General features: G+C 73.3%; 28 protein-coding genes and 1 pseudogene. 18 read left to right on the top strand and 11 right to left on the bottom strand.

Annotated features, from left to right (window positions below; genetic code table 11):
* Window positions 1-136: 136 nt before the first annotated feature.
* On the bottom strand, window positions 137-886 hold the full coding sequence (locus tag Y09_RS01775; RefSeq protein WP_053915952.1) for a thioredoxin domain-containing protein: 750 nt from the start codon (window positions 884-886) through the stop codon (window positions 137-139).
* Window positions 887-977: 91 nt separating this feature from the next.
* On the opposite strand from Y09_RS01775, the gene Y09_RS01770 reads away from it, so the two are divergent.
* Complete coding sequence (locus tag Y09_RS01770; protein ID WP_148639483.1) at window positions 978-1,526, top strand: GNAT family N-acetyltransferase; 549 nt, start codon at window positions 978-980, stop codon at window positions 1,524-1,526.
* 82 nt (window positions 1,527-1,608) lie between these two features.
* Entirely contained in the window at window positions 1,609-2,373 is a 765-nt protein-coding gene (locus tag Y09_RS01765; RefSeq protein ID WP_082358578.1) for an AAA family ATPase, read from the top strand.
* Between the two features lie 15 nt (window positions 2,374-2,388).
* Here the strand turns inward: Y09_RS01765 and pdxH are convergent, their stop codons facing one another.
* From pdxH to Y09_RS17420, 4 genes are all read right to left on the bottom strand, one after another.
* Window positions 2,389-3,078: a pyridoxamine 5'-phosphate oxidase gene (gene pdxH / locus Y09_RS01760; RefSeq protein ID WP_053915951.1), complete on the bottom strand. Its 690-nt coding sequence runs from the start codon at window positions 3,076-3,078 to the stop codon at window positions 2,389-2,391.
* Between the two features lie 435 nt (window positions 3,079-3,513).
* Window positions 3,514-3,882: a transcriptional regulator gene (locus tag Y09_RS01755; RefSeq protein ID WP_053915950.1), complete on the bottom strand. Its 369-nt coding sequence runs from the start codon at window positions 3,880-3,882 to the stop codon at window positions 3,514-3,516.
* Entirely contained in the window at window positions 3,882-4,385 is a 504-nt protein-coding gene (locus Y09_RS01750) for a hypothetical protein (protein ID WP_148639482.1), read from the bottom strand. Before Y09_RS01750 ends, Y09_RS01755 begins: the two co-directional genes overlap by 1 nt.
* Before the next feature lie 168 nt (window positions 4,386-4,553).
* On the bottom strand, window positions 4,554-4,934 hold the full coding sequence (locus Y09_RS17420) for a hypothetical protein (protein ID WP_053915948.1): 381 nt from the start codon (window positions 4,932-4,934) through the stop codon (window positions 4,554-4,556).
* Between the two features lie 324 nt (window positions 4,935-5,258).
* Here Y09_RS17420 and Y09_RS16720 point away from each other — a divergent pair.
* Window positions 5,259-5,411, top strand: a pseudogene (locus Y09_RS16720) (mandelate racemase/muconate lactonizing enzyme family protein); the annotation flags it as partial.
* A 140-nt stretch (window positions 5,412-5,551) separates the two neighbouring features.
* On the opposite strand, the gene Y09_RS01740 reads toward Y09_RS16720, so the two are convergent.
* Window positions 5,552-6,109 (bottom strand): GNAT family N-acetyltransferase, encoded by a 558-nt coding sequence (locus Y09_RS01740; RefSeq protein ID WP_082358577.1) that lies wholly within the window; start codon window positions 6,107-6,109, stop codon window positions 5,552-5,554.
* A 152-nt stretch (window positions 6,110-6,261) separates the two neighbouring features.
* Between Y09_RS01740 and Y09_RS01735 the strand changes: the two genes are divergently transcribed.
* From Y09_RS01735 to Y09_RS01700, 8 genes are all read left to right on the top strand, one after another.
* Window positions 6,262-6,819, top strand: coding sequence for a DUF4242 domain-containing protein (locus tag Y09_RS01735; protein WP_053915947.1), 558 nt, complete (start codon window positions 6,262-6,264; stop codon window positions 6,817-6,819).
* The gene (locus Y09_RS01730) at window positions 6,819-8,057 is read left to right on the top strand and encodes an acyl-CoA dehydrogenase family protein (protein ID WP_053915946.1); all 1,239 of its coding nucleotides are present in this window, start codon (window positions 6,819-6,821) and stop codon (window positions 8,055-8,057) included. The genes Y09_RS01735 and Y09_RS01730 overlap by 1 nt, the downstream gene beginning before the upstream one ends.
* Window positions 8,054-8,767 (top strand): ABC transporter ATP-binding protein, encoded by a 714-nt coding sequence (locus tag Y09_RS01725; protein WP_053915945.1) that lies wholly within the window; start codon window positions 8,054-8,056, stop codon window positions 8,765-8,767. The genes Y09_RS01730 and Y09_RS01725 overlap by 4 nt, the downstream gene beginning before the upstream one ends.
* A complete protein-coding gene (locus tag Y09_RS01720; RefSeq protein WP_053915944.1) occupies window positions 8,764-10,002 on the top strand; it encodes an ABC transporter substrate-binding protein in 1,239 nt (412 codons plus the stop codon). The genes Y09_RS01725 and Y09_RS01720 overlap by 4 nt, the downstream gene beginning before the upstream one ends.
* Complete coding sequence (locus tag Y09_RS01715; RefSeq protein ID WP_082358576.1) at window positions 9,999-10,898, top strand: ABC transporter permease; 900 nt, start codon at window positions 9,999-10,001, stop codon at window positions 10,896-10,898. The genes Y09_RS01720 and Y09_RS01715 overlap by 4 nt, the downstream gene beginning before the upstream one ends.
* A gap of 183 nt (window positions 10,899-11,081) precedes the next feature.
* On the top strand, window positions 11,082-12,299 hold the full coding sequence (locus Y09_RS01710) for an acetyl-CoA C-acetyltransferase (RefSeq protein ID WP_053915943.1): 1,218 nt from the start codon (window positions 11,082-11,084) through the stop codon (window positions 12,297-12,299).
* Window positions 12,299-13,663: an acyl-CoA dehydrogenase family protein gene (locus Y09_RS01705; protein ID WP_053915942.1), complete on the top strand. Its 1,365-nt coding sequence runs from the start codon at window positions 12,299-12,301 to the stop codon at window positions 13,661-13,663. Before Y09_RS01710 ends, Y09_RS01705 begins: the two co-directional genes overlap by 1 nt.
* Window positions 13,664-13,856: 193 nt before the next feature.
* Window positions 13,857-14,249 carry a hypothetical protein gene (locus Y09_RS01700; RefSeq protein WP_234695594.1) on the top strand — a complete coding sequence of 131 codons (393 nt, stop codon included), beginning with the start codon at window positions 13,857-13,859 and terminating at the stop codon, window positions 14,247-14,249.
* A 178-nt stretch (window positions 14,250-14,427) separates the two neighbouring features.
* Here the strand turns inward: Y09_RS01700 and Y09_RS01695 are convergent, their stop codons facing one another.
* Window positions 14,428-15,177 (bottom strand): CDP-alcohol phosphatidyltransferase family protein, encoded by a 750-nt coding sequence (locus Y09_RS01695; RefSeq protein WP_148639481.1) that lies wholly within the window; start codon window positions 15,175-15,177, stop codon window positions 14,428-14,430.
* A 170-nt stretch (window positions 15,178-15,347) separates the two neighbouring features.
* Here Y09_RS01695 and Y09_RS01690 point away from each other — a divergent pair, with 170 nt between their 5' ends.
* Complete coding sequence (locus Y09_RS01690) at window positions 15,348-16,229, top strand: hypothetical protein (RefSeq protein WP_053915939.1); 882 nt, start codon at window positions 15,348-15,350, stop codon at window positions 16,227-16,229.
* A gap of 164 nt (window positions 16,230-16,393) precedes the next feature.
* Window positions 16,394-16,777, top strand: a complete 384-nt coding sequence (locus Y09_RS01685; RefSeq protein ID WP_053915938.1) for a hypothetical protein — start codon at window positions 16,394-16,396, stop codon at window positions 16,775-16,777.
* Window positions 16,778-16,801: 24 nt separating this feature from the next.
* Here the strand turns inward: Y09_RS01685 and Y09_RS01680 are convergent, their stop codons facing one another.
* The 4 genes from Y09_RS01680 to Y09_RS01665 form a co-directional block, all read right to left on the bottom strand.
* Entirely contained in the window at window positions 16,802-18,280 is a 1,479-nt protein-coding gene (locus Y09_RS01680) for a hypothetical protein (protein ID WP_053915937.1), read from the bottom strand.
* Window positions 18,277-19,053, bottom strand: coding sequence for a hypothetical protein (locus Y09_RS01675; RefSeq protein ID WP_053915936.1), 777 nt, complete (start codon window positions 19,051-19,053; stop codon window positions 18,277-18,279). Before Y09_RS01675 ends, Y09_RS01680 begins: the two co-directional genes overlap by 4 nt.
* 142 nt (window positions 19,054-19,195) lie before the next feature.
* Entirely contained in the window at window positions 19,196-19,480 is a 285-nt protein-coding gene (locus Y09_RS01670) for an antibiotic biosynthesis monooxygenase (protein ID WP_010549164.1), read from the bottom strand.
* Window positions 19,481-19,690: 210 nt separating this feature from the next.
* Window positions 19,691-20,083 (bottom strand): SIP domain-containing protein, encoded by a 393-nt coding sequence (locus tag Y09_RS01665; protein ID WP_053915935.1) that lies wholly within the window; start codon window positions 20,081-20,083, stop codon window positions 19,691-19,693.
* A 275-nt stretch (window positions 20,084-20,358) separates the two neighbouring features.
* Between Y09_RS01665 and Y09_RS01660 the strand changes: the two genes are divergently transcribed.
* The 5 genes from Y09_RS01660 to Y09_RS01640 all read left to right on the top strand — a co-directional run bounded on the left by Y09_RS01660 (window position 20,359) and on the right by Y09_RS01640 (window position 26,350).
* Entirely contained in the window at window positions 20,359-21,420 is a 1,062-nt protein-coding gene (locus Y09_RS01660) for a LacI family DNA-binding transcriptional regulator (RefSeq protein ID WP_053915934.1), read from the top strand.
* Between the two features lie 327 nt (window positions 21,421-21,747).
* Window positions 21,748-23,136, top strand: a complete 1,389-nt coding sequence (locus Y09_RS01655; RefSeq protein WP_053915933.1) for an extracellular solute-binding protein — start codon at window positions 21,748-21,750, stop codon at window positions 23,134-23,136.
* The gene (locus Y09_RS01650; RefSeq protein WP_053915932.1) at window positions 23,133-24,014 is read left to right on the top strand and encodes a carbohydrate ABC transporter permease; all 882 of its coding nucleotides are present in this window, start codon (window positions 23,133-23,135) and stop codon (window positions 24,012-24,014) included. Before Y09_RS01655 ends, Y09_RS01650 begins: the two co-directional genes overlap by 4 nt.
* 52 nt (window positions 24,015-24,066) lie before the next feature.
* The gene (locus Y09_RS01645; protein WP_053915931.1) at window positions 24,067-24,888 is read left to right on the top strand and encodes a carbohydrate ABC transporter permease; all 822 of its coding nucleotides are present in this window, start codon (window positions 24,067-24,069) and stop codon (window positions 24,886-24,888) included.
* Window positions 24,889-24,934: 46 nt separating this feature from the next.
* Window positions 24,935-26,350, top strand: a complete 1,416-nt coding sequence (locus Y09_RS01640; protein ID WP_053915930.1) for a glycoside hydrolase family 32 protein — start codon at window positions 24,935-24,937, stop codon at window positions 26,348-26,350.
* Window positions 26,351-26,671 lie beyond the last annotated feature (321 nt).

Genomic DNA, 26,671 nt, shown 5'->3' with positions numbered 1-26,671 from the left:
CAGGGCGGGAGCTGGACTGTCCTCAGGTGTTCGCCCGGGCGTCGCCGGGGGGACACCGAACGGGGTGCGGGGAGCGACCGGGGACATCTGCTGCCGTGCTCGCGTGCTCCCGAGCAGTCGGTCGGGCGCGCGGTGCTCAGGCCGCCTCGACGGCCTTCCGCACGGACCCCGAGCTCGTGAGGTCGCCGCTGAACTGCTCGCCGTCGATGAGCACGGCCGGCGTGCCCGGCACGGCCTGCTGGGCCTCCGGCTCGACGACCTGCTCCAGCCAGGGCAGATAGGTGCCCTCGGCCTGGCAGTCGGAGATGTCGACCGACGTGGCCTCCTCGACGATGCCGATGAGCTCCTCATCGGGGAGCCCCGCGGAGCCGGGCTGCTGCGCGAAGAGGGCGGCCGACGCCGGATACCAGTTCGCGGGGTCCTCCGCGGCGGCGCAGAGCGCGGCATTGGCGGCGCGGCCCGAGTAGCCGGTAGGGGAGGAGGTCGCATCGAGCATCGGGCGGGGGTGCGCCCGCAGCGTGATCTCCCCGGCCTCGGCCATCTCCTGCAGGTCCGGTCCGTGGGTCGCGTCGAAGGTCTGGCAGTGCGGACACAGGAAGTCGAGGTAGACGTCGACCACGGGCCCGTCGTCGCTGGTGCTGAGCTCGAGATAGGGCTCGTCGGCCGCCGCCCCGGGCGGTGCCACGACCTCGCCGGAGCCGGTCGAGCCCTCCGCGCCTTCCGCCGAGCCTTCCTCGGTGGCGGTGCCGGTGCCGGGATCCGAGCCCTCGCGCAGGATCAGGTAGCCGGCGACACCGCCGAGCACCAGCACCAGGACGAGGCCCAGGCACGCGACGCCGCCGATGATGCCGAGCACGAGCGGGGTGCGAGAGCGCGCCTGGGACATGGAGGACCTCGCGGGGATCGGGGAGGGAGGGGCGTGCACGAGGGTAGCGGTCCTCGGGAAGGATGTCCGGACGACGGTGCATGCTGGAGGCATGAGCTCTCACGACTCCGCCCAGGCGCCCGACGCCCCCGCCGCATGGCGCACCCGCGCGGAGCGGCACGACGATGCCGCCGCGCTGCGCGACCTGCTCGTCGCCGGCTTCCCCACCTCCGAGGAGGCGGATCTCGTCGAGGCGCTCCGCGCCGACGGGGAGGCCTGGATCGAGGGGCTCTCCTGGATCGCGCACGCCGACGGGGACCCGCGACCGGTCGCGCAGGCGCTCCTGACCAGGGCGCACGTCGGCGGGGAGCCCGTGCTCGCGCTCGCCCCCTGCGCGACGCTGCCCGCGCAGCAGCGACGCGGCGCGGGCTCGGCCGCGATCCGCGCCGCGCTCGCTGCGGCGCGCGAGCAGGGCGAGAACCTCGTCGTGGTGCTGGGTCACGCCGAGTACTACCCCCGCTTCGGCTTCACCCCCGCCTCCGGGGTCGGGGTCACCGCCCCGTTCGACGTGCCCGACGAGGCCTTCCTCGCCCTCGCCCTGGCCCCCGAGCGTCCGACGCCGCGCGGGCAGATCGCCTACCCGCCCGCCTTCGGCGTGTGATGGACGGCCCCGCGGGAGCGGCCTGGCCGGCCGAGCCGACGGATAGTGCCACGGACAGCAGAGCGGAGGCGAGCAGCAGCTGATGGACGGCCTCTTCGGCGACGACTTCGACGAGCCCGGGCCCTCGCGCACGCCCTTCGCCACCCCGGCCCTGCCGGTGCGGAAGCTGCGCGAGCACCCCCTCGCCCCCGCGGACCAGGCGGCGTGGCCGGCGACCCTCGCCCCGATCCGCCAGGTGCTCCGCGACGGCCTCGAGCTCGGCCCGATCACGGTGCTGACCGGCGACAACGGCGCCGGGAAGTCCACCCTCGTGGAGGCGCTCGCCGGCGCCTACGGGCTGAACCCCGAGGGCGGCGGGACCGGGGCGATGCACGCCACCCGCCGCACCGAGTCGCCGCTGGTCGAGCATCTCCAGCTCGTGCGCGGCGCCGGCACCCCGCGCTCGGGCTTCTTCCTGCGCGCCGAGACGATGCACTCCCTGTTCACGTACTACGAGGAGATCGGCGTCGGCGGGATGATGCACGAGCGCAGCCACGGCGAGTCCTTCCTCGCGCTCGTCGAGGAGCGCTCGAGGATCCGCGGGCTGTGGCTGCTGGACGAGCCCGAGTCGGCGCTGTCCCTCAGCGGCTGCCTCGCCCTGCTCGACCTGCTGCAGGGCATCGCCGACGCCGGCTCGCAGATCGTGCTGTCCACCCACTCACCGGTTCTGGCCGCGCTGCCCGATGCCGACCTGTACGAGCTGGGCGAGTGGGGCCTGCGCCGGGCCGACTACGACGACCTCGACCTGGTCCGCACCTGGCGCAGCTTCCTCGAGGCGCCGGAGCGGTTCCTGCGCCATCCGGGGTGAGCCGCGGCATCGGTCTCAGGGCTGCAGGCGGTGCCGCTCCCAGGAGCCGGAGCCCGTGTCGTCGGCCGCACGCTCGTAGACGATCCGGTCGTGCACCCGGTGCGCTCGCCCCTGCCAGAACTCGATGCGCTGCGGATGGATCCGCAGCCCGCCCCAGAACTCCGGGCGCGGCACCTCGACCCCCTCGAAACGGGCCTCGACCTCGGCGTACTGCGCCTCGAGCTGCTCACGCGAGTCGATCGGGCGGGACTGGTGCGAGGCCCAGGCCCCGAGCTGGGAGCCGCGCGGACGCGTGGCCCAGTAGACGTCGGACTCGGCGGCCGGCACCTCCTCGACGCGTCCCTCGATCCGCACCTGTCGCTGCAGCGGATACCACGGCATGAGCAGAGCGGCCCGCGGCGTGGTCCGAAGCTCCTGGCCCTTGTCGGAGTCGAGATTCGTGAAGACCACGGCGCCGTCCGCGTCGAGGCCCTTCAGCAGCACGGTCCGGGAGCGAGGACGCGGCGTCCCGTCGGCACCGAGCGCGACGGTGGAGAGCACCACGGCGGTCGGATCCGAGATGTCGCCGCGCGACTCGCGCCGGGCGAAGGCGTCCCGCAGCCAGGCGTTGCACAGCTCGAGCGGGTCCGCGGGGGCGGCGTCCGCGAGGGATCCGGCGAGGTAGTCGAGTCGTTCGCCGGCGAGACGGTCCGAAGCGCTGGTCATGGCGCCGATCCTATGCCGCGGCACGGCGCGGTGCGCGGGCACCGCCGGATATCGCCCCGCATGCGCTGTCCACATCCGGGATCAGCCCGATGCGCCAGGCCCGGAGTCCGGACAGGCTCATCCGAGGTGGTCCGGGGGAAGGACCGCCGAAGGCGGACGCGCCGAGGTGGACGGGGCGTGCGAACCGGCCGGGATGCCGGGCCGGTTCGGGGACGAGGGCCGGGGTGGGTGTCGGCCCCGAGGGGCAGCCGCGAGCACGGATCCTCCAGGGCGCTCGAACACATCTGGGACCGCTGCTGATCGGAGTCCTCGCCGTCCGTCGCCGCACCCCGGCGCAGGCGGTCGGAGCGGCCGACGGAGCTGTGGCGGCGAACGATGCCGGAGCCGCCGGGAGCGCTGGTGCGGCCGATCGCATCGGTGCTCGGGAGCCCCGGGTCAGGCATGGAGCGCAGGGTCGCCGTCGGCGATCGCGCGGAGGGCGGCCAGGTGTGCGGAGAACGCTGCATGGCCGGCCCGGGTGAGCGAGACCCAGGTGAGTCGACGTGCGTCGTCGCGGGTGGGGGAGAGCTCCTTGCGGGTGGAGACCAGGCCGGCATCGCTCAGGAGCCGGAGGTTCTTCGAGAGGTGCGCGTCCTTCAGCTGCAGGGTGTCGCGCAGCACTGCGAACTCGACCTCGTCCACGCTGCGCAGCAGGCCGCAGACCCGCAGTCGCACCGGCGCGTGGATCAGCTCGTGGAACGCGGGCGCGGGAGCGGGAGCCTTCTCGGAGCGGGAAGGGGTGCCGTTCGTCGAGGCGCTGCTCATCATCGCTGTGCTGGGGAGTCGGGGGCGGTGATCTCGGAGCGCAGCACCGCGTCGTACCGGCGACCCAGCAGCACGGTCGCGACGAACCCGGCGGAGGCAGGGACCAGCGCCCACCACGGCGGCATCGAGGCGAGCTTCAGCGCGACTCCGGAGCCCATCAGCAGGGCCAGCACCGCGAGGATCAGCAGAAGCATGCGCCGGCTGCGCGGGCCTGCCGGTCGCGTCATGGAGATCCGGTAGCGGGACGAGTACGCCTGCACGAGGAACGGGAGCCAGATGATCACCAGCGCGATCGCCGTGAGCCCGGGGATCCCGGGCAGCGCCTGCGCGCTGATGGCTGCGGCCACCAGGGCGCCGAGCGTCACGTTGTACCACCACGGAGATTCCAGGCGCGAGGCGAGCTGGGCGGCGTCGGTGTCGAGGGAGTCCAGCACGGCGCGCGCCTCTCCCGCGGTGGGCGGCGGCGTGCCGGCATCCGGGCGGCTCGGCTGATCACTTTCCATATTGGAAAGCTTAGGAGTTGCTTCACGGAACGGCAAGTGATGTCGAGGGGCGACTCTGCTTCCAGTGGGCCGAGCCCTGCTCGGGGGCTTCTTCCCGGGCGGCGAGGCGGTCCAGGGGCGGGGGTCGGGCGGGTCGGCGGCGAGGGCGCCCTGGCGGGCCGCTGCAGCTCAGGCACCGCGGAGCACGCCGAACAGCGGGGCGAGCAGGCCCGGATGGGCGGGGCGCTCCCGATGGCGACCGGCCGGGGCGGGGTGGCGTGCCGGGCGACGGGAGCGTGCGGGGCGGCGGCGCGAGGGCGACCGATCGGGGTCGGCGGGCCCGCGCGCAGGGGCGGAGTGGTGCCTGGAGGTGAGCCCGGGGGCGGGCTCCGAGGGGGCCCGGAGCTCCAGCGTGCTCGGGTCGAGCCCCTGGGCGGCGGCGAGCGCCCGGCGCTCGCGCACGGCGTGCAGCGCGTCGACGTCGCCCCAGGCGCTGGGGAGGGGTCGGTAGGCGATGAGGTGGTCGGAGGTGGCTCGTGTGCGGCTGGTGGCGATGGTCGCGTTCTTCATGCCTCTACGATCCGTCGACGGGTGCGTCGGGCGCGTCCGCCCGGGCGGGCGTCGACGTCCACCCGGGGGAGGATCTTCGAGCGGGTGCGGTCCGACCCGCGGCGCGGCCGTGGGGTCCCGGCGGGCGGGTGGAGCGGGGGCGGGTGCGTGGGATCGCCGGTTCAGGCGGGTGCCGGCGCGGACTCCTCGATGCGGTCCCGCGCCGCGCGCAGGGCGGCGAGGATCTCCGCCTCGTGCGCGGGGCCGCACCCGCGGGTCCCGGTCCAGAAAGCTCGTGCCCGCCAGCAGCGCCCGGATCCCGATCGAGTAGAAGGTCCCCGACCGGTCGAGCACTCCGACTGGCTCGATCCGCTGTTCGAGGAGCGGCTGGCGATGCGCGAGGGCCAGATGCTGTTCCCGGACCGGCCGGGGCTCGGCATCACGCTGTCCGAGCGGTGCCGTGCGCTGACCTCGGACTCCGTCCTGCTCAGGGGCTGAGAGCAGGTATGGGTCGAGGTCGGTGCGGGCGGCGGAGCACCGGGGTGGCGCACAGGCCGAGGGCTCGTGGCTCGTGGGAGGGGGTGGCCCGTCGCTCGGCCCCTACGTCTCCCGAGCCTCCGCTCTGACCGCTGTCCGGCTCAGCGCACCAAGCGGATGTCCGGCAGGGCCGGCCACCGCGGATCCACGTGCCGGGCCCCGTCGGGCGCGAAGCCGAGCTTCGCGTAGAAGCGCTGTGCGCGGCGGTTGTCCTCGGCGACCCACAGGCTCGCCGGCTCCTCGCCGATCAGCGCTGTGACCAGGGCGCGTGCCATGCCCGTACCGTGCCACTCCGGCAGCACGTAGAGCACCGACAGCTCCCGGTCCCGCACCGGCTGCGGATCGCGGGGCGGCCAGGAGGTGGCGAGGCCGACGGGGATGCCGTCCCCGTCGCGGCCCACCCGGAAGATGCCCTCGTCGGCCTCCGGCGTGCCCGGGGTCAGCCAGCGGGTCCAGTGCTCGAGGCGCCGCGCGATCGCGGGCTCGCCGAACCACTCCTCGCCGTGCAGCGCGTGCCCGTAGGCGACCTCCCAGCCGCGCACGTGGACCCGGGCGAGGCCCGGGACGTCGGCCAGGGTCGGGACGTCGATCGTGAAGCCGGAGGCCGGGTCCGGCGCGGGATCGGGAGCGGCCGACGCGGCGGGTCGGAGCGAGCACATGGGGGCGAGGCTACATTCCGCCCGCGCGCCGTGGCCCGGGACGCCTGCGGGCACGGGGACGACAGGGCACCCCGCCCTGTGCGATGCTGATGGGCACCATAAGTAATGCTTCGGTCTGTCATGGCGTCGGAGCGGACGACGAAAGGTGCACCATGTCGCTCTTCCTCCTCGAGATCGAGCCCGCCGCCACCACTCGCGAGGGCAGCCAGGCCGTGCTCGATGCCCTGCGCGCCGCAGCGGGTGACACGGCCCCGGCGGAGCTGATCGAGTCCCAGGTCGCCGCGGACCACTCCCGCCTGTTCACGATCCTCGAGGCGGACGACGCCGAAGGGGCCGGGACGGTCGTCGCCGAGCTGCGCGAGGTCGTCGGCGCCGTGCACGGTCCCGACGAGGTGCGCCTGGTCGGCGCCGAGCTCGAGGAGATCAAGGCCCTGCGCCGCGGCGCCGGCTACCTGGTGGAGTGGGACATCCCCGCCGAGATCACGATGGACCAGTACCTCGCCCGCAAGAAGGCCAACGCCCCGAAGTACGCCGAGGTCCCCGAGACCAGCTTCCTGCGCACCTACGTGCGCGAGGACACCGCCAAGTGCCTCTGCTTCTACGACGCTCCCGACGAGGACGCCGTGGTGCGCGCTCGCGAGGCGGTCTCCACCCCCATCGACCGCATCTGGGCGCTCGGCGCGATCGAGCTCGACACCACGGGCGCCTGATGACCGCCACCTCCGAGCGTGCCCCCGCGCCCGCGGCCGGCACGGATCCCGCGACCCGCGACGGGCTCGGCCTCGCCGTGCTGCCCGCGGCGACGGCGCCCGTGCTCGCCCGCGTCGCCGAGCGGGCCGGGGAGGTCGACCGGGCCGAGGCGGACCTCTGGGACGAGCTCGCCGCGCTCGGGGAGCTCGACCTCCTCGCCGCACCGCTGCCCCAGGCCGCGGAGCTCACCCATGCCCTCGCCCGGCGCTGCACCGCGAGCGCCTTCGCGCTGTGGGGCCACCGCTCCGCGATCGCGTACCACGAGGCGACCGGCACCCCGCTGCCGGACGGCGCCGCGTCCGGCGTCGTGGCCCTCGCCTCCGGCATGGCCCCCGCCTTCAAGGAGGAGGCCGGCCTCTGCGAGATCCCGCTGCTCGCGACCGACTCCCCGGACGGCGGGGTCGCCGTCTCCGGCGTGCTGCCGTGGTGCTCGAACCTGCGACCGAGAGGCTGGGTCGTCACGCCCGTGCGCTGGGAGGACGGCCGACGCGCCGTCGTGCGCCACCGGCGCGACGCCGACGGGGTGCGGGTCAAGGAGCTCACCGGCCTCACCGCCCTGGACGCCACCGCCTCCGGCGTGCTGCTGCTGGACGAGGTGCGCATCCCTGCACAGGACGTCCTCACCCGCGATCTGCCCGCCTTCCGCGACGACGTCCGCGCCACGTTCCTGCAGATCCAGACCGCCATGTGCCTCGGCCTCGCCGGGGCGGCCCTGGATGCGGCCGAGGCGGGGGCCGACGACGTGGCCCGCGAGGTCCTCGCCGAGGAGCTCTCCGCGGCGGCCGAGGACTGGCAGCACCTGCGCGGAGCACTCGCCGCGGGCGTGCGCGCGGCCTCCGCGGTGCGTGCGGGCGGCGCAGGCGGCCCCTCGGACGCCGCGTCGTCGGATGCGCCTCCGTCGGGGGCGTCTCCGTCGGGTCCGTCTGTAGCGGGCGGGTCTCCGGCGGGTGCCGCGCCGTCGGCCCCCGTGCGGCCGGCCGAGCTGGTGCGGGTGCGGCTCGAGGCCGCGCTGCTCACCGGCCGCGCCACCCGGCTCGAGCAGAAGATCGTCGGCGGTCGCGGCTACGCGCTCGCCTCCGACACCTCGCGCCGCGCCCGCGAGGCGGCGTTCCTGCCCGTCCAGTCACCGACCGAGACGCACCTGCGCCATCTGCTGGCCCGCGCCGGCGTCCCGGTCCCGACGGACGGGCACGCATGAGCAGCCTCGCGCTCCACGGGGTCACCCACCGCTATCCCGGCGGCGCCGGCCCCGTGCTGCAGGACCTGGACCTCGAGGTCGCCGAGCACGAGACCCTGTGCGTGCTCGGCGCCTCCGGGGCGGGGAAGTCGACCCTGGTGCGGCTGCTGGCCGACCTCGACCAGCCGCAGTCCGGACGCATCGACCGCGGCGCGGATCCGCGCCTGCCGGCGCTCGTCCCGCAGTCCCCGGACCTCTTCCCCTGGCTCACCGTCGCCGAGAACATCGCCCTCGGCGGCCGCTACTCCGCCAACGCCGGCCGGTTCCGCCCCGAGCGGGTCCCCGAATTGCTGGACGACCTCGGCATCGCCGAGCTCGCAGGCGCCCTGCCGTCCGAACTCTCCGGCGGGCAGGCCCAGCGCGTCGCCCTCGGCCGGGCGCTCGCCGTCGACCCCGCGGTGGTGCTGCTCGACGAGCCATTCTCCGCCCTGGACCCCGCGATCCGCGCCGACCTGCAGACCTGGCTGCGCGACGTGCTCACCCGCGTGCGGATCTCGGCGGTGCTGGTCACCCACGACGTCGACGAGGCGCTCGTGGTCGCCGACCGCATCGTCTACCTCGACGGGCCCCGCGGGATCACCGCCGACTGGACCCCGCGGAAGGACGGCACCACCCGCGAGGAGGTGCTCGCCCACTACCGGCGCGGCGCCGTCGTCGAGGCGGGCGCGTGACCCCTCGGCGCTCCTCGCGCACGCCGTCGGGCGCGCGGGGTCCGAGCCGACGCGCCGTCCTCGGCGGCGGAGGAGCGCTCGCGCTGTCCGGCCTCGCCGGCGCCGGGCTCGGCCTCGCCGCCCGCGGCGAGGTCCCGGGGTCCCGCGGCGGGCAGGCCGGGAGCGGGTCGGGCGGCACGGGGCGGGACGGGACGGCCCCGCAGCGACCGCTGCGGATCGCCTACCTCCCCATCACCGACGCCGCCCCGCTGCTCATCGCCCACTCCCGCGGCCTCTTCGCCGAGGCCGGGGTCGAGGTGGCCGAGCCCGTGCGGCTGCGCTCCTGGGCCACGATGGGCGAGGCACTGCTGGCCGGGAGCGTCGACCTGGTCCACCTGCTGTTCCCGATGGCGCTGCAGATGCGTCTGGACCTCGGTGCCGACATCGCCGTGCTCGGCGCGAACCACGTCGACGGCTCCGCCCTCACCCTCGGCCGGGACGTGCCCGAGCTCGGAGCGCTCGCCGGCTCCACCCTCGCCGTGCCCGGATGGTTCTCGATCCACAACGTCATCGTCCAGCAGATGCTGCGCGCCGAGGGGCTCACCCCCGTCGTGCGACGCACCGCCTCTCGCGACCGTGGCGAGGTCACCCTGGTGCCGATGGCGCCGTCGGACATGATCCCGGCGCTCGACGCCGGATCGATCAGCGCATACACCGTGGCCGACCCGTTCAACGCGATGGGCGAGACGACGGGAGCCGGCACCATCGGCCGCTTCCTCGGCGACGTGTGGCGCTCCCATCCCTGCTGCGTCACCGTCGCCTCCGGGACGCTCCTGCGCCGCTCGCCCGAGCAGATCGCCGGCGTCGCCGAGGCTCTCGTGAGGGCCCAGATCGCCTGCCGAGAGGATCGCGAGGGCGTCGCCGCCGAGCTCGCCGGGACCTACCTCCCCCAGCCCCTGCCCGCGATCGCCGCCGCGATGCACCGCGAAGGCGCCGGACACGCGCACGTCGCCCACCCCGACTGGCACGGCGAGACCATCGACTTCACCCCCGTGCTCAGGCCCGGCTTCACCGCGCAGCTCGTCCGCGAGATGCGCTCCACCGTGCTCGACGCCCCGCTCGGCGCGCTCGCCGAGATCGACCCCGCCGACGCCCACGACCTCGTCGTCGACGACACGGCCCTGCGCGAGGCCGCTCGCCGGATCGACCCCGGCTCCCTCGTCGGCCTCGACCAGCCCGAGGAGATCGCCCCATGAGCCTCGCCCCCACTGATCTCGACCCCGACGACCCCGGCCGGCCCGCGCCTCGGGACGGCGCGACCGCCGAGGCCCGTCCCCGGGGTCCCGCGGGGCGCGGGGCCGACGGGGCGTCGCGGCGCCCCGGCCGTCGACGCGGCGTGCGTGCGGAGCGCGGTCCGGCCCTGGCCTGGGGAGCGCTCGGCGTCCTCGCCGTGGGGCTCGCGTGGTGGGCCCTCACCGCGGTCGGCGGAGCGGGCAGTCCCATGCTCGCGGCGCTGACCCCCCTGGGCGTGCCCTCCGCCCTCGCCTCCCTGCTCTCCACCGGCGTGCTCGTCCAGGACCTCGTCACCAGCACGCTCCGTCTGCTGCTCGGCATGGGGATCGCCGCCGCCGTCGGCATCCCCGCCGGGGTGCTGATCGGGCTGCACCGGCCGACCCGCTGGGCGAGCGCGCTGCCCGTCCAGTTCGTGCGCATGATCTCCCCGCTCTCCTGGGCGCCGGTGGCCGTGGCACTGCTGGGGGTCGGCTCGGCGCCGGTGGTCTTCCTCGTCGCGGCCGCGGCGATCTGGCCGATCCTGCTGGGCACCGCGGCGGCGGTCGCCGCGATCGATCCGCGCTACGTCGCCGTCGCCCACACCCTCGGCGCGAACCGGCGCGAGATGCTGCGCACGGTGCTCGTCCCCTCGGTGCGGCCGGCCGTGCTGCAGTCGATCCGGCTCGCCCTCGGCATCGCCTGGGTGGTGCTGGTGCCTGCCGAGATGCTGGGCGTGACCAGCGGGCTCGGCTACGAGATCCTCAACGCCCGCGACCGCCTCGCCTACGACGAGATGCTCGTGGTGATCCTCGTGATCGGCGTGCTCGGCGCCGCGATCGACCTGCTCGCGCGCCTTCTCCTCACCCCGCGCCGGGGATGATCCGGGCGGCGACCCGGTGGCGCCGAGCACGGGTCCGCTTCCCACCAGGTACCTGCAACCCGTAGTATCACTAACGCCGGCGTCCGGAGCCGACGTCGGCCGCAGGTCCCCGCTGACGCGGATCCCTGCGGCCGCACTGCGACTCCGGCCCGCCCGAAGACACCGCCGTCCCAGGAGGAACCCGTGCCCGAAGCCGTCATCGTCGCCGCCACCCGCTCACCCATCGGGCGCGCCCGCAAGGGCTCGCTGAAGGACGTCCGGCCCGACGATCTCGCCGCGCAGACCATCCGCGCCGCCCTCGACCAGGTCCCGCAGCTCGACCCCGCCACCATCGACGACCTGCAGCTGGGGTGCGCGATCCCCGAGGGCTACCAGGGCGGGAACCTCGCCCGCACCGTCGCCGTGAAGCTCGGCCTGGACACTGTGCCCGGCGCGACCGTCACCCGCTTCTGCGCCTCCTCCATCCAGACCACCCGCGCCGCCTTCCACGCGATCGCCTCCGGCGAGGCGCGCGCCGTGATCTCCGCCGGCGTCGAGTCGATCTCGCTGAGCACCGGCAAGCTCATGGAGGAGGACGCCCGCGACCCGCAGTTCAAGGCCGCGTGGGAGCGCACCGACAAGCGCGCCTCCCGCGAGATCCCCGCCCCCTGGCACGATCCGCGCGAGGACGGCGAGCTGCCCGATGCGTACATCCAGATGGGCCAGACCGCCGAGAACGTCGCCGAGCTGCGCGGTGTGCCCCGTCAGGCGCAGGACGAGTTCGCCGCCCGCTCCCAGAATCGGGCCGAGGCCGCGCAGGCCTCCGGCTTCTTCGCCCGCGAGATCACCCCGATCACCCTCCCCGACGGCACCGTCGTCGACACCGACGACTCCCCGCGCGCCGGCGTCACCTACGAGGCCGTCGCCGGTCTCGACCCCGTCTTCCGCCCGGGCGGCACCGTCACCGCCGGCAACTGCTGCCCCCTGAACGACGGCGCCGCGGCGCTCGTGCTGATGGAAGCAACGTATGCGAAAGAGCTTGGCATCACCCCGCTCGCCCGCGTCGTCGCCACCGGCGTCTCCGGGCTCAGCCCCGAGATCATGGGCCTCGGCCCCGTCGAGGCGACGAAGACGGCCCTCGACCTCGCCGGGCTCACCATCGAGGACATCGACCTCGTCGAGCTCAACGAGGCCTTCGCCGCCCAGGTGCTCCCCTCCGCGGAGGACCTCGGCATTCCCCACGACAAGCTCAACGTCCACGGCGGAGCGATCGCGCTCGGCCACCCCTGGGGCTCCACCGGCGCCCGGCTCACCACCACGCTCCTGAACGGCCTCGCCGAGCGCGACGGCCGCTACGGCCTCGCCACCCTCTGCGTCGGCGGCGGCCAGGGCATGGCCCTCATCGTCGAGAGGATCAAGTGATGACCAGCAACGACACCCGCACCACCACCGACACCAGCAGCTGGGACGCCCCGGCGCCCGGCCACATCTCCCTCGGCGGCAACCCCGGCACCGACGAGAACCGCGACCGCGTCGGCTCGGTGGTCACCGACCGCGCCGTCGTCTCCGCCCCCGACGCGTCGGCCGCCACCCCCGAGACGCTCCTGCCCGCGACCGCGGACCACTTCGCGCTCTTCCAGGACGTCGAGGGCGAGGACCTGAGGGCCTGGGCCGATGCCCGCTCGCTCGCCGACGAGGTCCTGCCGCGGATCAACGACTGGTGGGACCGCGGCGAGTACCCGATCGAGCTCGTCGCCCGCCTCGGCGAGCTCGACCTGCTCACCGACGGCCTGGACGTGCCCGGCCATCGCACCCTCTCCCCGCTCGCGACGGGCCTGGTGAACATGGAGCTCTCCCGGATCGACGGCAGCGTCGGCACCATGGTCGGCGTGCAGGGCGGGCTCGCGCTGCGCTCGATCATGCTGCTCGGCTCCGAGGAGCAGAAGCAGCGCTGGGGCGATTCCCTCGCCACCGGTGCCGAGCACGCCGCCTTCGCCCTCACCGAGCCCGACCACGGCTCCGACTCGGTCTCGCTGGAGACCGTGGCGCGCCGCGACGGCGACGAGTGGGTGCTGACCGGCGAGAAGCGCTGGATCGGCAACGGTGCCGGATGCCACCTCTCGGTGGTGTGGGCGCGGATCGATGATCCCTCCGACGAGCAGCTGAACGGTCAGGTCAGCGGCTTCCTCGTGGACCAGTCCCTGCCCGGCTACGAGGCCGAGGTGATCCGCGGCAAGGTCGCGCTGCGCGCCATCCACCAGGCGCACATCACGCTGAACGAGGTGCGGGTGGGGCTGGATCAGCGCCTGCCCGGGGCGCGCTCCTTCAAGGACACCTCCAGGGTCCTGTTCGCGACCCGCGCCGGGGTGGCCTGGGGCGCGCTCGGCCACGCGATCGCCTGCTACGAGGCGGCGCTCGAGCACGCCACCACCCGCATCCAGTTCGGGCGCCCGCTCGCCAAGGCCCAGCACGTCCAGGTGCGGCTCTCGGACATGCTGCAGACCCTCACCTCGATGCAGCTGTACTGCCGCCGCCTCGCCGACCTCGAGGCGGCCGGCACCATCCGGCCCGAGCAGGCCTCGCTCGCCAAGGTGCACAACACCCGCGCCGCCCGCGAGATCGCCTCGAACGCCCGCGACCTCCTCGGCGGCTCCGGGATCCTGCTCGAGAACCGCGTGATCCGCCACCGCAGCGACATCGAGGCGCTGCACACCTACGAGGGCACCGACACGATGCAGTCCCTGATCGTGGGTCGCTCGATCACCGGGACCAGCGCGTTCGCGTGAGCGGCCGTTTCGAGACAGGTCGGTAGGATGCGGCGGCGGAGCGGGGGCTCCGCCGCCGCTCGTGCGCTCAGGGGAGGGGAGCCCGGTCATGGCCTCGCAGGTCCGTCCCGTCTCGATCCGCCACCATCGGAGGGGACTCCGGCCGTCCAGACGCGGTGCGCTCGCTCTGGCGGCCCTCGTCGCCGGAGCGTCGGTGACCGGTTGTGGGATCGGACGTCCGGAAGCGTACGGCGAGCTCGAGCTGACCTCGGGCTCCACGATCGACGACGCGATCGGTCCTCTGTGGGAGGGCGGCGGTGAGCGCGCTCTCGCCGACGTGGTCGATGTCGAGTTCGACGAGCTGATGGTGTTCCCGGAGGCGACCCCCGCCGGGCGCGTCAACGAGGCCGCCGGCGCGACGCTGCTGAACGGCAAGCACTACCAGTCCTCCGCGCAGCTGTTCCTCTTCCGCGCGGGCGGCGTCGGCGTCCTCGCCGCGATGGTCTCCTCCGACGTGTTCGCGCACGAGGTGCAGAACGCGACCTTCGGCCCCGAGGTGCGGATCGTCGCGCCCGGAGGGAAGCGACTGATCACCCTCGAGGGCTGAGGCCGCGTCCCGGCAGGAGCACCGTCGCCGGCGCGCCGGAGACAGGCGGTTTCGTCAGCGGGCCGGAACTGCTCCAGCGCCGCCAGCGGCGCGTACAGCAGTGCCAGCAGGCCCAGGCGGCCGAGGCCGTCGGGGGCGAACAGGGGGATGCCGAAGGAGAGGTGGGCCCGCCGCCCCCTCAGCGGGGAGCCATCCGCTGCGCACGCTCGAGGCGGAGGACGTCCCGTCCGAAGGAGACCACGAGCAGGGCCAGGGCGAGGGCGACCACCGCGGCCGACGCCGGGACGGGCACGGCGGGGACGAGCGCGATCAGCAGCGCAACCCCCTGACCTCCGCCGACGAGCCGCCGGAACTGGCTGAAGGCCAGCGGCTCCCGCAGCGCAGGCCGCACCCGCGAGGCCGCCACGAAGGCATAGCGCATCAGCCCGATCGCGAGCGCCCACGGCCCCACCACCGTCGCCGCGAGCACGGACAGCACCATCACCAGCGCCGCGTCGGCCTCCATGTCGATCCGGGCGCCGACCGGGCCGGCGCTCCCGGTGCGCCGTGCGACGGGACCGTCCAGGGCGTCCGTGGCCAGGGTCGTCGCGATCAGCGCGGCCAGCGGCCACGACCGCGCGGCCAGCTCCCCGCCGAGGGCCAGCACGGTCGCCACCGCGAGCGCAGCCGCCCCGAGATGGCGGAGCAGGGTCAACGCGTCCGCCGCCGTCACCGCACCCGGGGCGCGCGGACGCAGCGTCGAGGCCGCCACGGGCCACGTCGCGAGAGCGACGAGCACCGCTGCGAGGGCGAGGAGCTTCGAGGCGGGAGCGGCGAGCAGCGCCACGAGCACGCCGGCGAGCAGCTGCCCGCCTGCGAGCACCGCGAGGACCGTCCCCACCCGGCGAAGCCTCCCGGGAGGGGCCGGGACGGGCGATGTCGCGGCCATGTCGGTGAGCGTAGCGGGACGCCTCGCCCCGCCCGCCGGCCCCCACGGTCACCTGTCGGTGACGAGAGCGCGAGAATCGCCGCGCGACCTGCTACATTGCGCTCACCGCTGCCGCACGGGCCACCGGAAGCGCGGGCTCCTGGTCCCTTCTGCACCCCTGGCGGTCACCGATGTCCGACGGCTCCACGCCTCAGCCCCTGCCTGCCCTCGCCCCCGGCGGCGCCGCAGACCCTGCTCCCGCTCCATGGGCACTGCTCGCGCCCACGCAGCGTGATGACCTGCAGGCCGACACCGCGCATGCCGACGCCGCGCATGCCGACACCGCGCAGGCCGAACCTGCGCAGGTGGACACCTGGTCCGACCCCTCGCTGCTCCCGCCCCCGTCGGCGCCGCCGGAGCGTGCCCGGAGCAGCGCGCTGCCGATCGTCGCGATCGTGCTGTCCTCCCTGGCGCTCGCCGTGTCGAGCCTCGTGCTCGTGCTGGTCCTCGTCCTCGGCGGGCTGTTCTACTTCTACGGCGGTGCGCCGTACGTGATGAGCGATCCCGTCGGCGGGTACTCGAGCATGTACACGCCGGGCAGGGTCACCGATGCCTCCGGTGCGGTCGTCACGGACGTCGGCACCTACGACCGTCCCGCCACGCTCGGGGAGCACACCCTGTCCTGGCCGACGGTGAGCGGCGGGGTCGTCGAGGTGACCGTCACCGATGTGGACTGGGATGCCGACGCCGCCGTCGCCGCCGACCCCGCGAACCCCCCGCCCGACCCGAGTGCGGGATACGTGCTGGCCACGGTCGACGTCGCGTACACGGGTCCCGGCGGCACGGTCCCGACCGAGGACCTCTACCTCTGCCTCGAGTCGACGTCCTGGGCCAGCTGCCACATGGACCTCGACGTCGCGACCGCCGCCCCGCTCCGGGACATCGGCGCCCTCACCGACGGGGACCGGGCGACCGCGATCGTCGCCCTCGAGCTGGCCGAGGGGGAGCGGGGCTCCGCGCTGATCTCCGTCGAGACGATCGACGGCGAGCCGCTGTACCTCGCGGAGCGCTGAGCGCGCAGGACACCGGGGCCTGGAGCTGAGCGGGCGGGCCGGGGAGGCGCGCCGACGGTGAGCGAGCAGGCAGGATCTGCGATGCTGGAGCAATCGCAGGGGTGGGATCAGGAGAGGCGGAGCGGATGCGGAGGCGAGTACTGATGGCCGGAGGACTTGCGGGCATGATCGCCGCGCTGGCGGCGTGCGGGCGTCTGCTGCCGTCGCGCACGGACTCGTTGAACGACCCGGTGGAGGAGTTCGAGCATGTGACCTCCTCCGAGATGGAGACCAGCGGCGGCGGGACCATGAGCACCAGCCTGCGCGGAGACATCCACTTCGACGTCGGGCAGGATCAGCTTCTGGAGGCCCTGGATCCAGTGTGGCGGGAGGTGACCGAGTACGTCTTCGAGCTCGACGACGGGTTCGAGATGCGCAGAGTCCTGGTGGTCGCCCACGGGGCAGACGGCTCCACCGTCGCGCCGAAAGAGCTGCTGGGCTCCGAGTATGCCGACCAGGACGCGGCCGTGCACTTCGGAGACTTCTTCGAGCACTACGGTCTGATCTGAGCGCTCCGAGGGGGCCGGATCGCGTCAGATCCGGCGGGCATCGATGACCACGTCCTCGGTGAGTGTGACGTCCTCGCCGATGTACAGACCGTCCATGCGATCCGCCTTGTCCGCCAGGGTCGGATGGTCGGGATGCTGGGTGAGAGTGCCGTAGTAGCCGGACGTATCCGAGTAGGAGCCGTCGCGACTGCGGTGCACCGACTCATGCGCGTTGTGGGCCGCGTCCGGCTGCGGGAAGTCCGGGTTCTCGTGCGGAGTCTGCATGTGCACGTCCTGCACGTTCTCCGCCGGATTGCCGCCGGGATGACGGAAGGAGCGCCCCTCGAGATCGAGCGTGGGGACGAAGTCCCCGTCGGTCCCCTCGTTCTGGACGTGCTGGACGTTGACCACATCTGTGGAGCTCTGCGCCGGGGTGTAGGTCTGCACCGGGGAGCCGACGGAGAAGATGTCGGTGACGTTGTAGGTGCCCTCCGCGCCGGTGGCGGCGTTGAAGGCGGGGTCGTCGGCCAGCTGCGCGGCGACCAGACCGCCCTGGGAGTGCGCCACGAAGGCGACGTCCGAGCCCGGGGGGATGCCGGCCTCCTCAATCGCGGCCGTCACGGCGTTCGCCCCGGCGTTCTCCCGCCCCGCCATGGCGTAGATGTTGTTGGCCCAGCCGAAGGGCTGGCCCTGCCCGTTCCAGCCCTCGAGGGTCCCCGGGAGACTGCCCTCGCTCGACCACAGGTCCGCGCCCTGAGTGGGCGGCACGTGCACGATGTACCGCTCGGTGCCGTCGGCGCCCTGGATGGTCTGGATCCGGATCTGTGCCGAATCCTCGGGGTCGTACTCTCCACCCGGCGGCACGGTCGTGATGTCGCGGCGGGTCTCGTCGTTGTCGAGGACGAGGTCGGCCAGATCCTGCGGGGCGTCGCTGTCCTGCACGTGGCGGGGCTCCTCGCCGAGCTCGACCTCGGAGCGCTCGTCGAGGATCTCGATGTCCCCGTCGGGCAGGCCGTCGAAGAGGTCGCCGAGCGGTCCGGGCAGCCCCTTCAGGACGTCGCGGCCGCCCTCGAGGACGCCTTCGCTCCATTCAGCGAGGTCGACGACGCCACCCGCGATCATCTCCGCCCAGGGGATGTCGGGGAGCAGGCGCTGGAGCCCTTCGGGCAGTCCGCGGATCCCCTCGTCGAGCCGGTCCAGGAAGTCGGTGACGTCCTCGGGCAGCAGGCTCTCGGGGTCGCCGCCGCCGTGGCCGCCGGGCTCCGAGGCCGCATCCTGCTGGTCGGCCTCCGCCTCGAGGTCGAAGCCGAGCCCCTGGAGGCGCTCGCTCAGCGAGCTGACCTGCGGACCGACCTGACCGGCCCATTCCTGGACGAAGCCCTCGCGGTCCGGTCCCACCCAGTCGACGCCCTGGACGAACGCGTCGATCTCGGCATGGATCTCATCGATCCGCCGGGATCCTGTGCGCAGGTGCTCGACGTGGGTGCGCGCCTGCTCCGGGTCCATCCCCCGGAAGCCGCTCATGCCGCACCTCCCGCCGTCGAGTGCGCCCGGGCGATCCGCGTGCCCTCCTGCAGCAGGGGGATCACGGTGCCGAAGAAGTCCCCGTCCTCGACCGGGTGCACCCCGGCGAGGGGCCCCGCCGGCCCGTCGGCGCTGTAGAGACCCCGCTCCCCGCTGGTCCACCGGCGCAGGAGGGTCACGCTCTCCTCCGGGGCGGGCGGGATGAGGTGGATCGCGAGGCTCGCTCGATCACCCTTGCTGGTCAGCGCATCGCGCAGGTCGGGATCGAGATCCGGGAGCGCAGCGATGGCGCTGTCGGCGGTGTCGCCGTGCTCGACGGCGCTGCGGATCTGCTCGACCTGTGCACTGCTCAGCTGCAGACGAGTGGCCTTCGAGCGGGTGGTCATGGACGCCGGGGCCGCCAGCCGGGATCCCGGAGGGGTCATCGATATGACGATCTCGGGGAGCGCCTCCGCGTCCACCGGCGACCAGCCGGCCGCTCCGTCGCCTCGCCGGGCGCAGACGATGGCGCCCTCGGCATCGACGGAGATCTGCAGCTCGGTGCGCGGGCCGTCGGCAGGGGTCACGCCGACCGCGGCCACGCACGGTGAGGTCAGGGCGCGCCGGAGGAGCGTCTCGTGCTCGGGATCGTGCTCGACCGGATCGAGGGACGGGGCGTCGGGGACGGTGATCATGGTCCGCCACAGCGGATTGAGATCCGCACCGGCGTCCCGTGCCCGTGCGGCGGCATCGCGCACGAGTGTGCTGTCCAGTGCAGCGGTGAACGCCGCCATCGGATTCCCCCTGAGGATGGTGGTCTGTGCTTCCGGAGAGTAGAGCCCCGGAGGCGATGTGACCATGGGGAGTTCTCCCCGTCCCGTCCGCTTCGACGGGGTTCCCGGGATGCTCCATCGCGAAGCGGGCCGAGCGCCCGAGTCAGTCCAGGTCGACGACCTCGAACTCGAGCATGCCCTCGGCCCGGGAGACCGTGGTCGACGGATCCCGGGCCTCGCGCTGGTCGGCCCAGGCCCGGAAGCTCTCCTCGTCCGCCCAGCGGGTCAGGACGAAGTAGCGCTCCTCGCCCGCGACCGGGCGCAGCAGCTCGAAGCCCTCGAAGCCGGGCGCCCCGTCCACGGAGTGCTTCCGGGCGGCGAAGCGCTTCTCGAGCTCGGCCGCCTGTCCGGCGGGGACGGCGAGACGGTTGATCTTCACGACGGTCACAGGGTCCTCCTGGTGGTCGGGGCGTGGGGCGGGCGGTGCGGCCGCCCGATGCGGCCAGTATCGGCGCGCAATGCGCCGCCGCGGAGGACGGAGGGACCGGGGCGGCGGCCGGCAATCGTGGTACGAAGGGGCCCTGGCGGCGGTCGATGACCGTGGTACAGCGGGGCCGGTGCGGCGGCTGACGGTCGTGGTCCGGCGGGGTCCGAGCGCTCAGCGCACCGAGTGCGTGTGGCTCGGGCGGTGCATGTGCAGCGTCGGGTGCGGGGCGGCGAGGCGCTCGCAGAGCGCCGCGACCTTCGGGTTGTGGGCGAGGCCGACGAAGATCGCATGGGCCTCGGCCCCGAGATGCTCCTCCAGCAGCCACTCCTCGGTCCAGGCCTCGAGCGCGGCGCACGCCCGGTCCCCGCGCCGCCAGCCCCGTCCGAGCACCAGGTGGCGCGTGGTCACCCCCGGCGGCGTCGGCAGCAGCGGCCGCCGCTCGTCCGGCAGCTCCAGGACGAGCTCGCCGACGGTGTCCCGCGGGAGGGTGCGCAGCAGGGCGCCGAGCAGGGGGAGGTCGTGCTCGTCGCCGATCAGGAGGTGACGCAGGGGGATCGGGGACACGGTGCTCCTCGGCGATGGTCGGTGCCCGGCGGGTGCCGGAGCGGTCACCCTAGGCCGCGAGGAGCAGATAAGGCAAGGCTTGCCTAAGCTGCGAGAGATGTCAGGCTCCGCGACGCGAGCCGCTTCGTCAACGGCCAGACCCTCCACGTCGACGGCGGGATGACCGCGGTGGTGTGAGCGGCCGGGCGGGCACGGGACGACTGGCCGGGAACACGGGGAAGGAGCCACGGATCCCGGCCCGCCGCCGGTCGGAGGAGCCGCGTACCCTACGAGCTGTGAGCTCCTCGTCCCGCCGCCCCACCTCCGCCGACGTCGCGGCGCGTGCGGGTGTCTCGCGGGCCACCGTCTCGATGGTGCTCAACGGACGTGTGGAGGGGACGGTCGCCGTGGCCACCCAGCAGCGCGTGCTCGCCGCCGCCGCCGAGCTCGGCTACACCCGCTCGGCCCTCGCGATCTCCCTCAAGGAGCGTCGCTCGCGCACGATCGGTCTCATCACCGACGAGATCGCGACCTCGCCCTTCGCGGGCCGTATGGCGCGCGCCGCCTCGATGGTCGCCGCCCGGCACGATCACCTCGTGATCACCGTGGACCTCTCGCTGCGCGACCACACAGTCGAGGATGCCGCCCGCCTCCTTGCCGAGCGCCAGGTCGACGGACTGCTCTACGCGACCATGGGCCGCATGAGGGGCCCCCTCCCCGTCGTGCCGCCGGGGATCCCGCTGGTGCTGGCGAACCACGAACCGGTGCCGGCCGGGGCGGACGAGCGCGGCGAGGGTGCCGAGTTGCCGCCCACCTTCGTGCCCGACGACTACGGCGGCGCCCGACGTGCTGCTCGTCGCCTGATCGAGACCGGTCATCGGCGGATCGCCATGCTCTCCGGCGACGATCGCTCCGTGGCCGTTCTCGAGCGGGAGGCCGGCTTTCGTGACGAGCTGGCGGACGCAGGCCTCGAACCGCGGATGGTGAAGGCGGGGTGGCAGATCGACGACGGCTACCGGGCCGCCGCCCGGCTGTTCGCGGGGGAGGATCCGCCGACGGGTGTGTTCTGCATCCGTGACCGGGTCGCTGCCGGGGTGCTCCAGGCCGCGGCCGCGGCGGGAATCTCCGTTCCGGGGGATCTCTCGGTGATCGGCTTCGATGACGAGGACTTCTTCGCCGAGCGGCTCGTTCCGAAGCTCTCGACGATCGCCCTGCCCCACGAGGAGATGGGGCGCCGGGCGATGGGTGCGCTGTTCGCGCGACTGGAGGGCGAGGCGGCGGGCGACGACGCGGGTCTCGTGGTCGTCGACTGCCCGCTCGTCGAGCGGGAGTCGGTGGGGATGGCTCGGGGGCGCTGACCTCGCTCGACGTCCGCTGCGAGGGCTGGTCGAGGGACGTCCGCTGCCAGGGCTGGTCGAGGCGGGACCGGTGGTGCTCCGGCCGGGTCTGGGCCGGCTTCGGGCCCGGGCTGGTCCCGGGCTGGGCTCACCGGCCCGCGTCATGGGTTCCGGGCGTCGCCGGGGGATCAGGGTTGACACGTGTGAAAGCAGCGCTCCATACTTGTCTCGCACGACTTGGACACGCGTGAAAGCGGTGTGGCGGCGATGACGCCGGACAGCCGCATCGACTCGCACCTCCTGCATCAACCCGCTTCGACTGTCCCGACTCTCGACGAAGAGGACCGCATGGCCAGCCCCTCCACCCTCACCCGCCGCGCCCTCCTCGGCGCCGGCGGCGCGGCAGCCCTCGCGGGCACCGTCGCCGCCTGGCCCCGCCTCACCGGCGCCGACATCCCCGGCCGCGGCCAGGACGCCCTGACGATCCTGATCCTCGGCACCTCCCAGGACGCGGCCGGCCGTCAGGCGATCGCGGATGCCTTCATGGAGACCCATCCCGACATCCCCGTGCTGATCCAGTCGGTGCAGGCCACCGACTGGGGAGACTTCTTCGCGAAGATCCTCACGATGGTCGCCTCCGGCACCCAGCCCGACATCGTCTACACGGCGACCGAGGGGGCGCAGCTCTTCGCCGAACGCCTCGCGCTGCCGCTGGACGACTACCTCCTGCGCGACGCGGAGGAGATGAAGGACTACTTCGAGGACGTCCACCCCAGCCTCATCGAGGCGTTCATGTACAAGGGCTCCCTCTACCAGCTCCCGCTCGACTTCAACGCGGCGAACATGTACCTCAACCTCGACGTCCTCGAGCGCAACGGCCTCGAGATGCCGGGGGAGGACTGGACGAAGGACGACTTCACCGAGCTGCTGCGCGGCATGAAGGGCGACGCCACCCCGTACTACTGGACCAACCGCCTCTTCGGCGGGATCGTCCCCTGGCTCTACGTCAACGACACCTCCTTCCTGATCGAGGAGCGGGCGAGCGGCGGCGAGAACTTCTGGTCCACCTTCTATCCCGGCGAGCAACGCTCCGGCGGTTATCTCTGGACCGGCTCCAACGCGACCGACGACCGCGTCCACGAGAGCTTCGAGCACCTGCGCGGCCTCGTCGGCGAGGGCCTCGCCGTGCGTCCCGAGGAGGGCGGCGGCAACACCCTCGTCGGCCTGTTCGCCTCCGGTCGCATCGGCACCACCCCCGCGGGCGGCTACTGGGTGCAGGGACTCGCCGAGGGCGGCATGCGCCCCGAGCAGTACGACGTGCAGTTCTTCCCGCGCTGGAAGACCCAGCGTCACCAGTTCGGAGGTGCCGGATACGCGGTCATGAAGACCACTGACAAGCCGGACCAGGCCTGGGAGTGGATCAAGTACACCGCCTCGAAGGAGGCGATGGAGCTCGCCTTCCCGACCCCGTCGACGACTCCCACCCGGCGCTCGATGGTGAACGACTCCCTGTACACCGGCATCGGTCCGGAGCACTGGTCCCGCTTCTACGAGACCCTCGACCGCTTCCCGTCCACCGGTCCGATCCCCGCCCCGCCGCAGCAGGCCGCCGTCGAGACGGCGCTCATCCGCAATGTCTCCACCGCGCTGTCCGGCGGTCCTGACCAGGTCGCACGGTCGCTCGCAGACCTGGACGCCGACCTGCGCGCCGTCTTCTCCGAGGAGGACCCCTCATGACCGCCGATCGCGACAGCGCCCTGCTGCGCTGGCTCTTCCTCGCCCCGACGATGCTCGGCATCGGCATCTTCGTGGTGCTGCCGATCGTCGGCTCGCTCGCTCTCGCCTTCTTCCGCTGGGACATCATCACCTCCCCGCAGTTCGTGGGGCTGGAGAACTTCGCCGACCTCGCCACCGACCGCACCGTCGGCATCTCCTTCCTCAACACCGCCGTCTTCGTGGTCGTCGCGGTCGCCGCCCAGCTCGTCATCGCGATGCTGCTCGCCGTGCTGGTCAGCTCCCGGATGCCTCCGTGGCTGCGAGTGTTCTTCCGCTCGACCTTCTTCTTCCCCCTCGTGCTGTCCGCCGCGAGCGTCTCGATCCTCATGAAGTACCTGTTCAACGAGAGCTACGGCGTCATCAACTGGCTGCTCTCGCTGGTGGGGATCCCGGCCGTGCCCTGGCTGACCAGCCCGCAGTGGGCCATGGTCGTGGTGATCGCGGTGTACGTGTGGCAGAACTTCGGCTTCTCGTTCCTGCTCTTCATCGGCGGCCTGAGCTCGATCCCCACCGAGATCTACGAGGCAGGCTCCATCGACGGGGCGACCGGCTGGCGGCAGTTCCGCCATCTCACCCTGCCGCTGGTGAGTCCCACCGTGCTGGTCGCCTCGGTGATGGCGATCATCTCCGCGCTGCAGGTCTTCGACCAGCCCTACGTGCTCACGCGCGGTGGGCCGGGTGACTCCACCCGCACGGTCGTGATGGTCATCTACGAGAGCGCCTTCCGCGAGCTCGAGTTCGGGCGTGCCAGCGCGATCGGCCTGGTCCTCATGGTCCTGATCATGCTCGTCACCGCCGCCCAGTTCCGCCTCGCCCGACGCTTCGTCTTCTATCAGTGAGCCGCGCTCCCGCCGTCGCGAGCGCCCCTGTCCCCGTCCGGAAGGACCCCCGATGACACGCCGCCTGCCCGCCCTCGCCAAGTACTCCGCCCTGCTCGTCGCCGCCGTGCTCACGCTCGGTCCGGTGTGGTGGACGTTCACCACCTCGCTCCGGCCCGCCGCCGAGTCCTTCAGCCTCCCCCCGAGCTTCTTCCCCACGTCACCGGACTTCTCGAGCTACACCGCGGTGTTCGAGCAGATCGCGGTGCCGCTGCTGGTGCTCAACAGCGCCCTGGTCACCGGGGTCGTCGCGATCGGGCAGATGCTCACCGCCGCGATGGCGGGATACGTCTTCGCCCGCATGGAGTTCCGCGGCAAGAACGCCCTGTTCGCGATCGTGCTGTCGACGATGATGGTCCCGGTGCAGGTCACGATCGTGCCGGTGTTCATGATCATCCGCGGCATGGGGCTCTCCGACACGCTGCTCGCGCTGATCCTCCCCGCGATCCCCACTGCTTTCGGGACGTTCCTGATGCGTCAGTACTTCCTGGGCCTCCCACTCGAGCTGGGGGAGGCAGCGGCGCTCGACGGCGCGAGCCCCTGGCGCACCTTCTTCTCGATCTATGCGCCGCTGGCGCTGTCCGGCATGGCGATCGTGGGCGTCCTCGCCTTTAACTACCACTGGAACGAGTTCTTCCGCCCGCTGATCTTCATGATCTCCGAGCAGAACTACACCCTGCCGCTCGGCCTCGTGACCCTCCAGGGCAACCTCGGCACGGGTTCGATCTCGGTAGTGCTGGCAGGCGTGATCCTCTCGATGGTGCCCGCCGTGGTGGTGTTCCTCTTCGGCCAGCGCTACCTGCGCGAGGGCCTCACTGCCGGGTCCTCGAAATGACCCCGCCCACCGTCCCCGCCCCCACGTCACCAGGAGCAGCATCACGATGACCGACACGCTCGACCTCGGCTTCCCGGCCCTCCACCGCGTCCACCCGCTCGGCTGGATCAACGACCCCAACGGCATCCACCGCACCGCCGACGGCCGCTGGCACGTGTTCTTCCAGTACAACCCCGCGTCCACCCGCCACGAGCACATCCACTGGGGTCACATGTCCTCCTCGGATCTGGTGAGCTGGCGCGAGGAGCCGCTGGGCCCCGTGCCCCGCCCGGGAGAGGCCGACCAGGACGGCTGCTGGAGCGGCGTCGGACTCCTCGACCACGCGCCCGACGGGAGCGCCGCCGAGGATGCCGAGCTGTCCGCCGGACCTGTCGCCGGCGGGCCCGGTGCTCCCGCCGTGCCCACTCTCGTCTACTCCGGGGTCGACGGGATCGAGAACCAGCTCGCCCGCGTGCTCGTCACCCGCCTCGATGAGAGCGGCACCGAGCTGGTCCGCACCGGCGTGATCGCCGCCGAGGTGCCCGAGGTGCCCGGACTGATCGGGATCCGCGACCCCTTCGTGTTCACCTACGGCGGGAAGCGCTGGGGGATCCAAGGCGCCGGCGTGCGCGAGGGCGGTCGCTTCGTGCCGACGCTGCTGCTGTACTCGTGCGAGGACCTCGAGAACTGGGAGCTCGTCGGCACGCTGCTGCACGGCGACGACCCTGTCGCCGCCGAGCACTCGCCCGCCGACCTCTGGGAGTGCCCGCAGCTCGTGCCCGTCGGCGGGCGCTGGGTGCTGCTGCTGTCCCGCTGGGGGCACCCTTCCACCCACGAGCGCTCCACCCTCCAGGTCGACTACCTGGTGGGGGACCTCGTCGACGGCCCGGAGGGCGCGCCGCGCTTCGCTCCGACCGCCGGGGGGCAGGTCGACATCGGTCCCGACTTCTACGCACCCCAGGCCGTTGTCGATGCCGAGGGCGGCCGGGTGCTGCTGTGGGGCTGGTCCTGGGAGGGGCAGCAGCGCAGCCAGGAGCAGACCGACGCCCAGGGCTGGGCGGGCGTGCTCACCTTCCCGCGGGAGCTGCGGCTCGACGGGGAGGAGCTGCGCAGCGCGCCGGTCCCGGAGCTGCGCGCGCTGCGGGCCGAGGCGCTGCCCCTGGAGGCGGCGGACGACGTCGACGTGCCAGGGGCCACCGGGGCCGGCGGCACTGTCGAGCTCCTGCTCGAGACACCCGCGCGGGCCGAGGTGCGCACTCGCGGGGCCGTCACGGTCGAGATCCTCGGGGTCGACGGCACTGCGCGCGAGGTTCTCTCGGTCGACGACGGACCCGCGACGCTGTTCCTCGACGCGAGCCTCCTCGAGCACCTCCCGGACGCGGTTTCCCCGTGCACTCTGCGCTTCTACCCGGCAGACGGCGATCGGGTCCGCGTGCGCGGAGCGCTCGCCGAGGCGTGGGCGCTCGAGCTGCCCGGGCGCTGAGCCTCCCGCCGCGGCATCCCGAGCGCTGCCGGGTCCGGTTCCCCCGATCCGAGGCCCGGGACCGTCGGTGGCATGGTCGGTCACGGGCGTCTGGCGTACCTCTATGCCTATATAGGCATAGAGGTACGCCCTGCGCCAGTAGTCGACCATGCTCTGCGGGCTGCGGGCTGCGGGCTGCGGGCTGCGGGCTGCGGGCTGCGGGCTGCGGGCTGCGGGCTGCGGGCTGCGGGCTTGGGGCTGGGGGCGGCGGGCTGCGGGCTGGGGGCGGTGGGCTGCGGGCTTGGGGCTTGGGGCTTGGGGCTTGGGGCTACGGGCTGCGGG

Origin of the sequence: Brachybacterium sp. SW0106-09, assembly GCF_001293905.1 — a bacterium.
Lineage (GTDB): Bacteria > Actinomycetota > Actinomycetes > Actinomycetales > Dermabacteraceae > Brachybacterium > Brachybacterium conglomeratum.
Note: the sequence above shows the minus strand (reverse complement) of the source record. Positions and strands in the feature narration are given on the sequence as shown.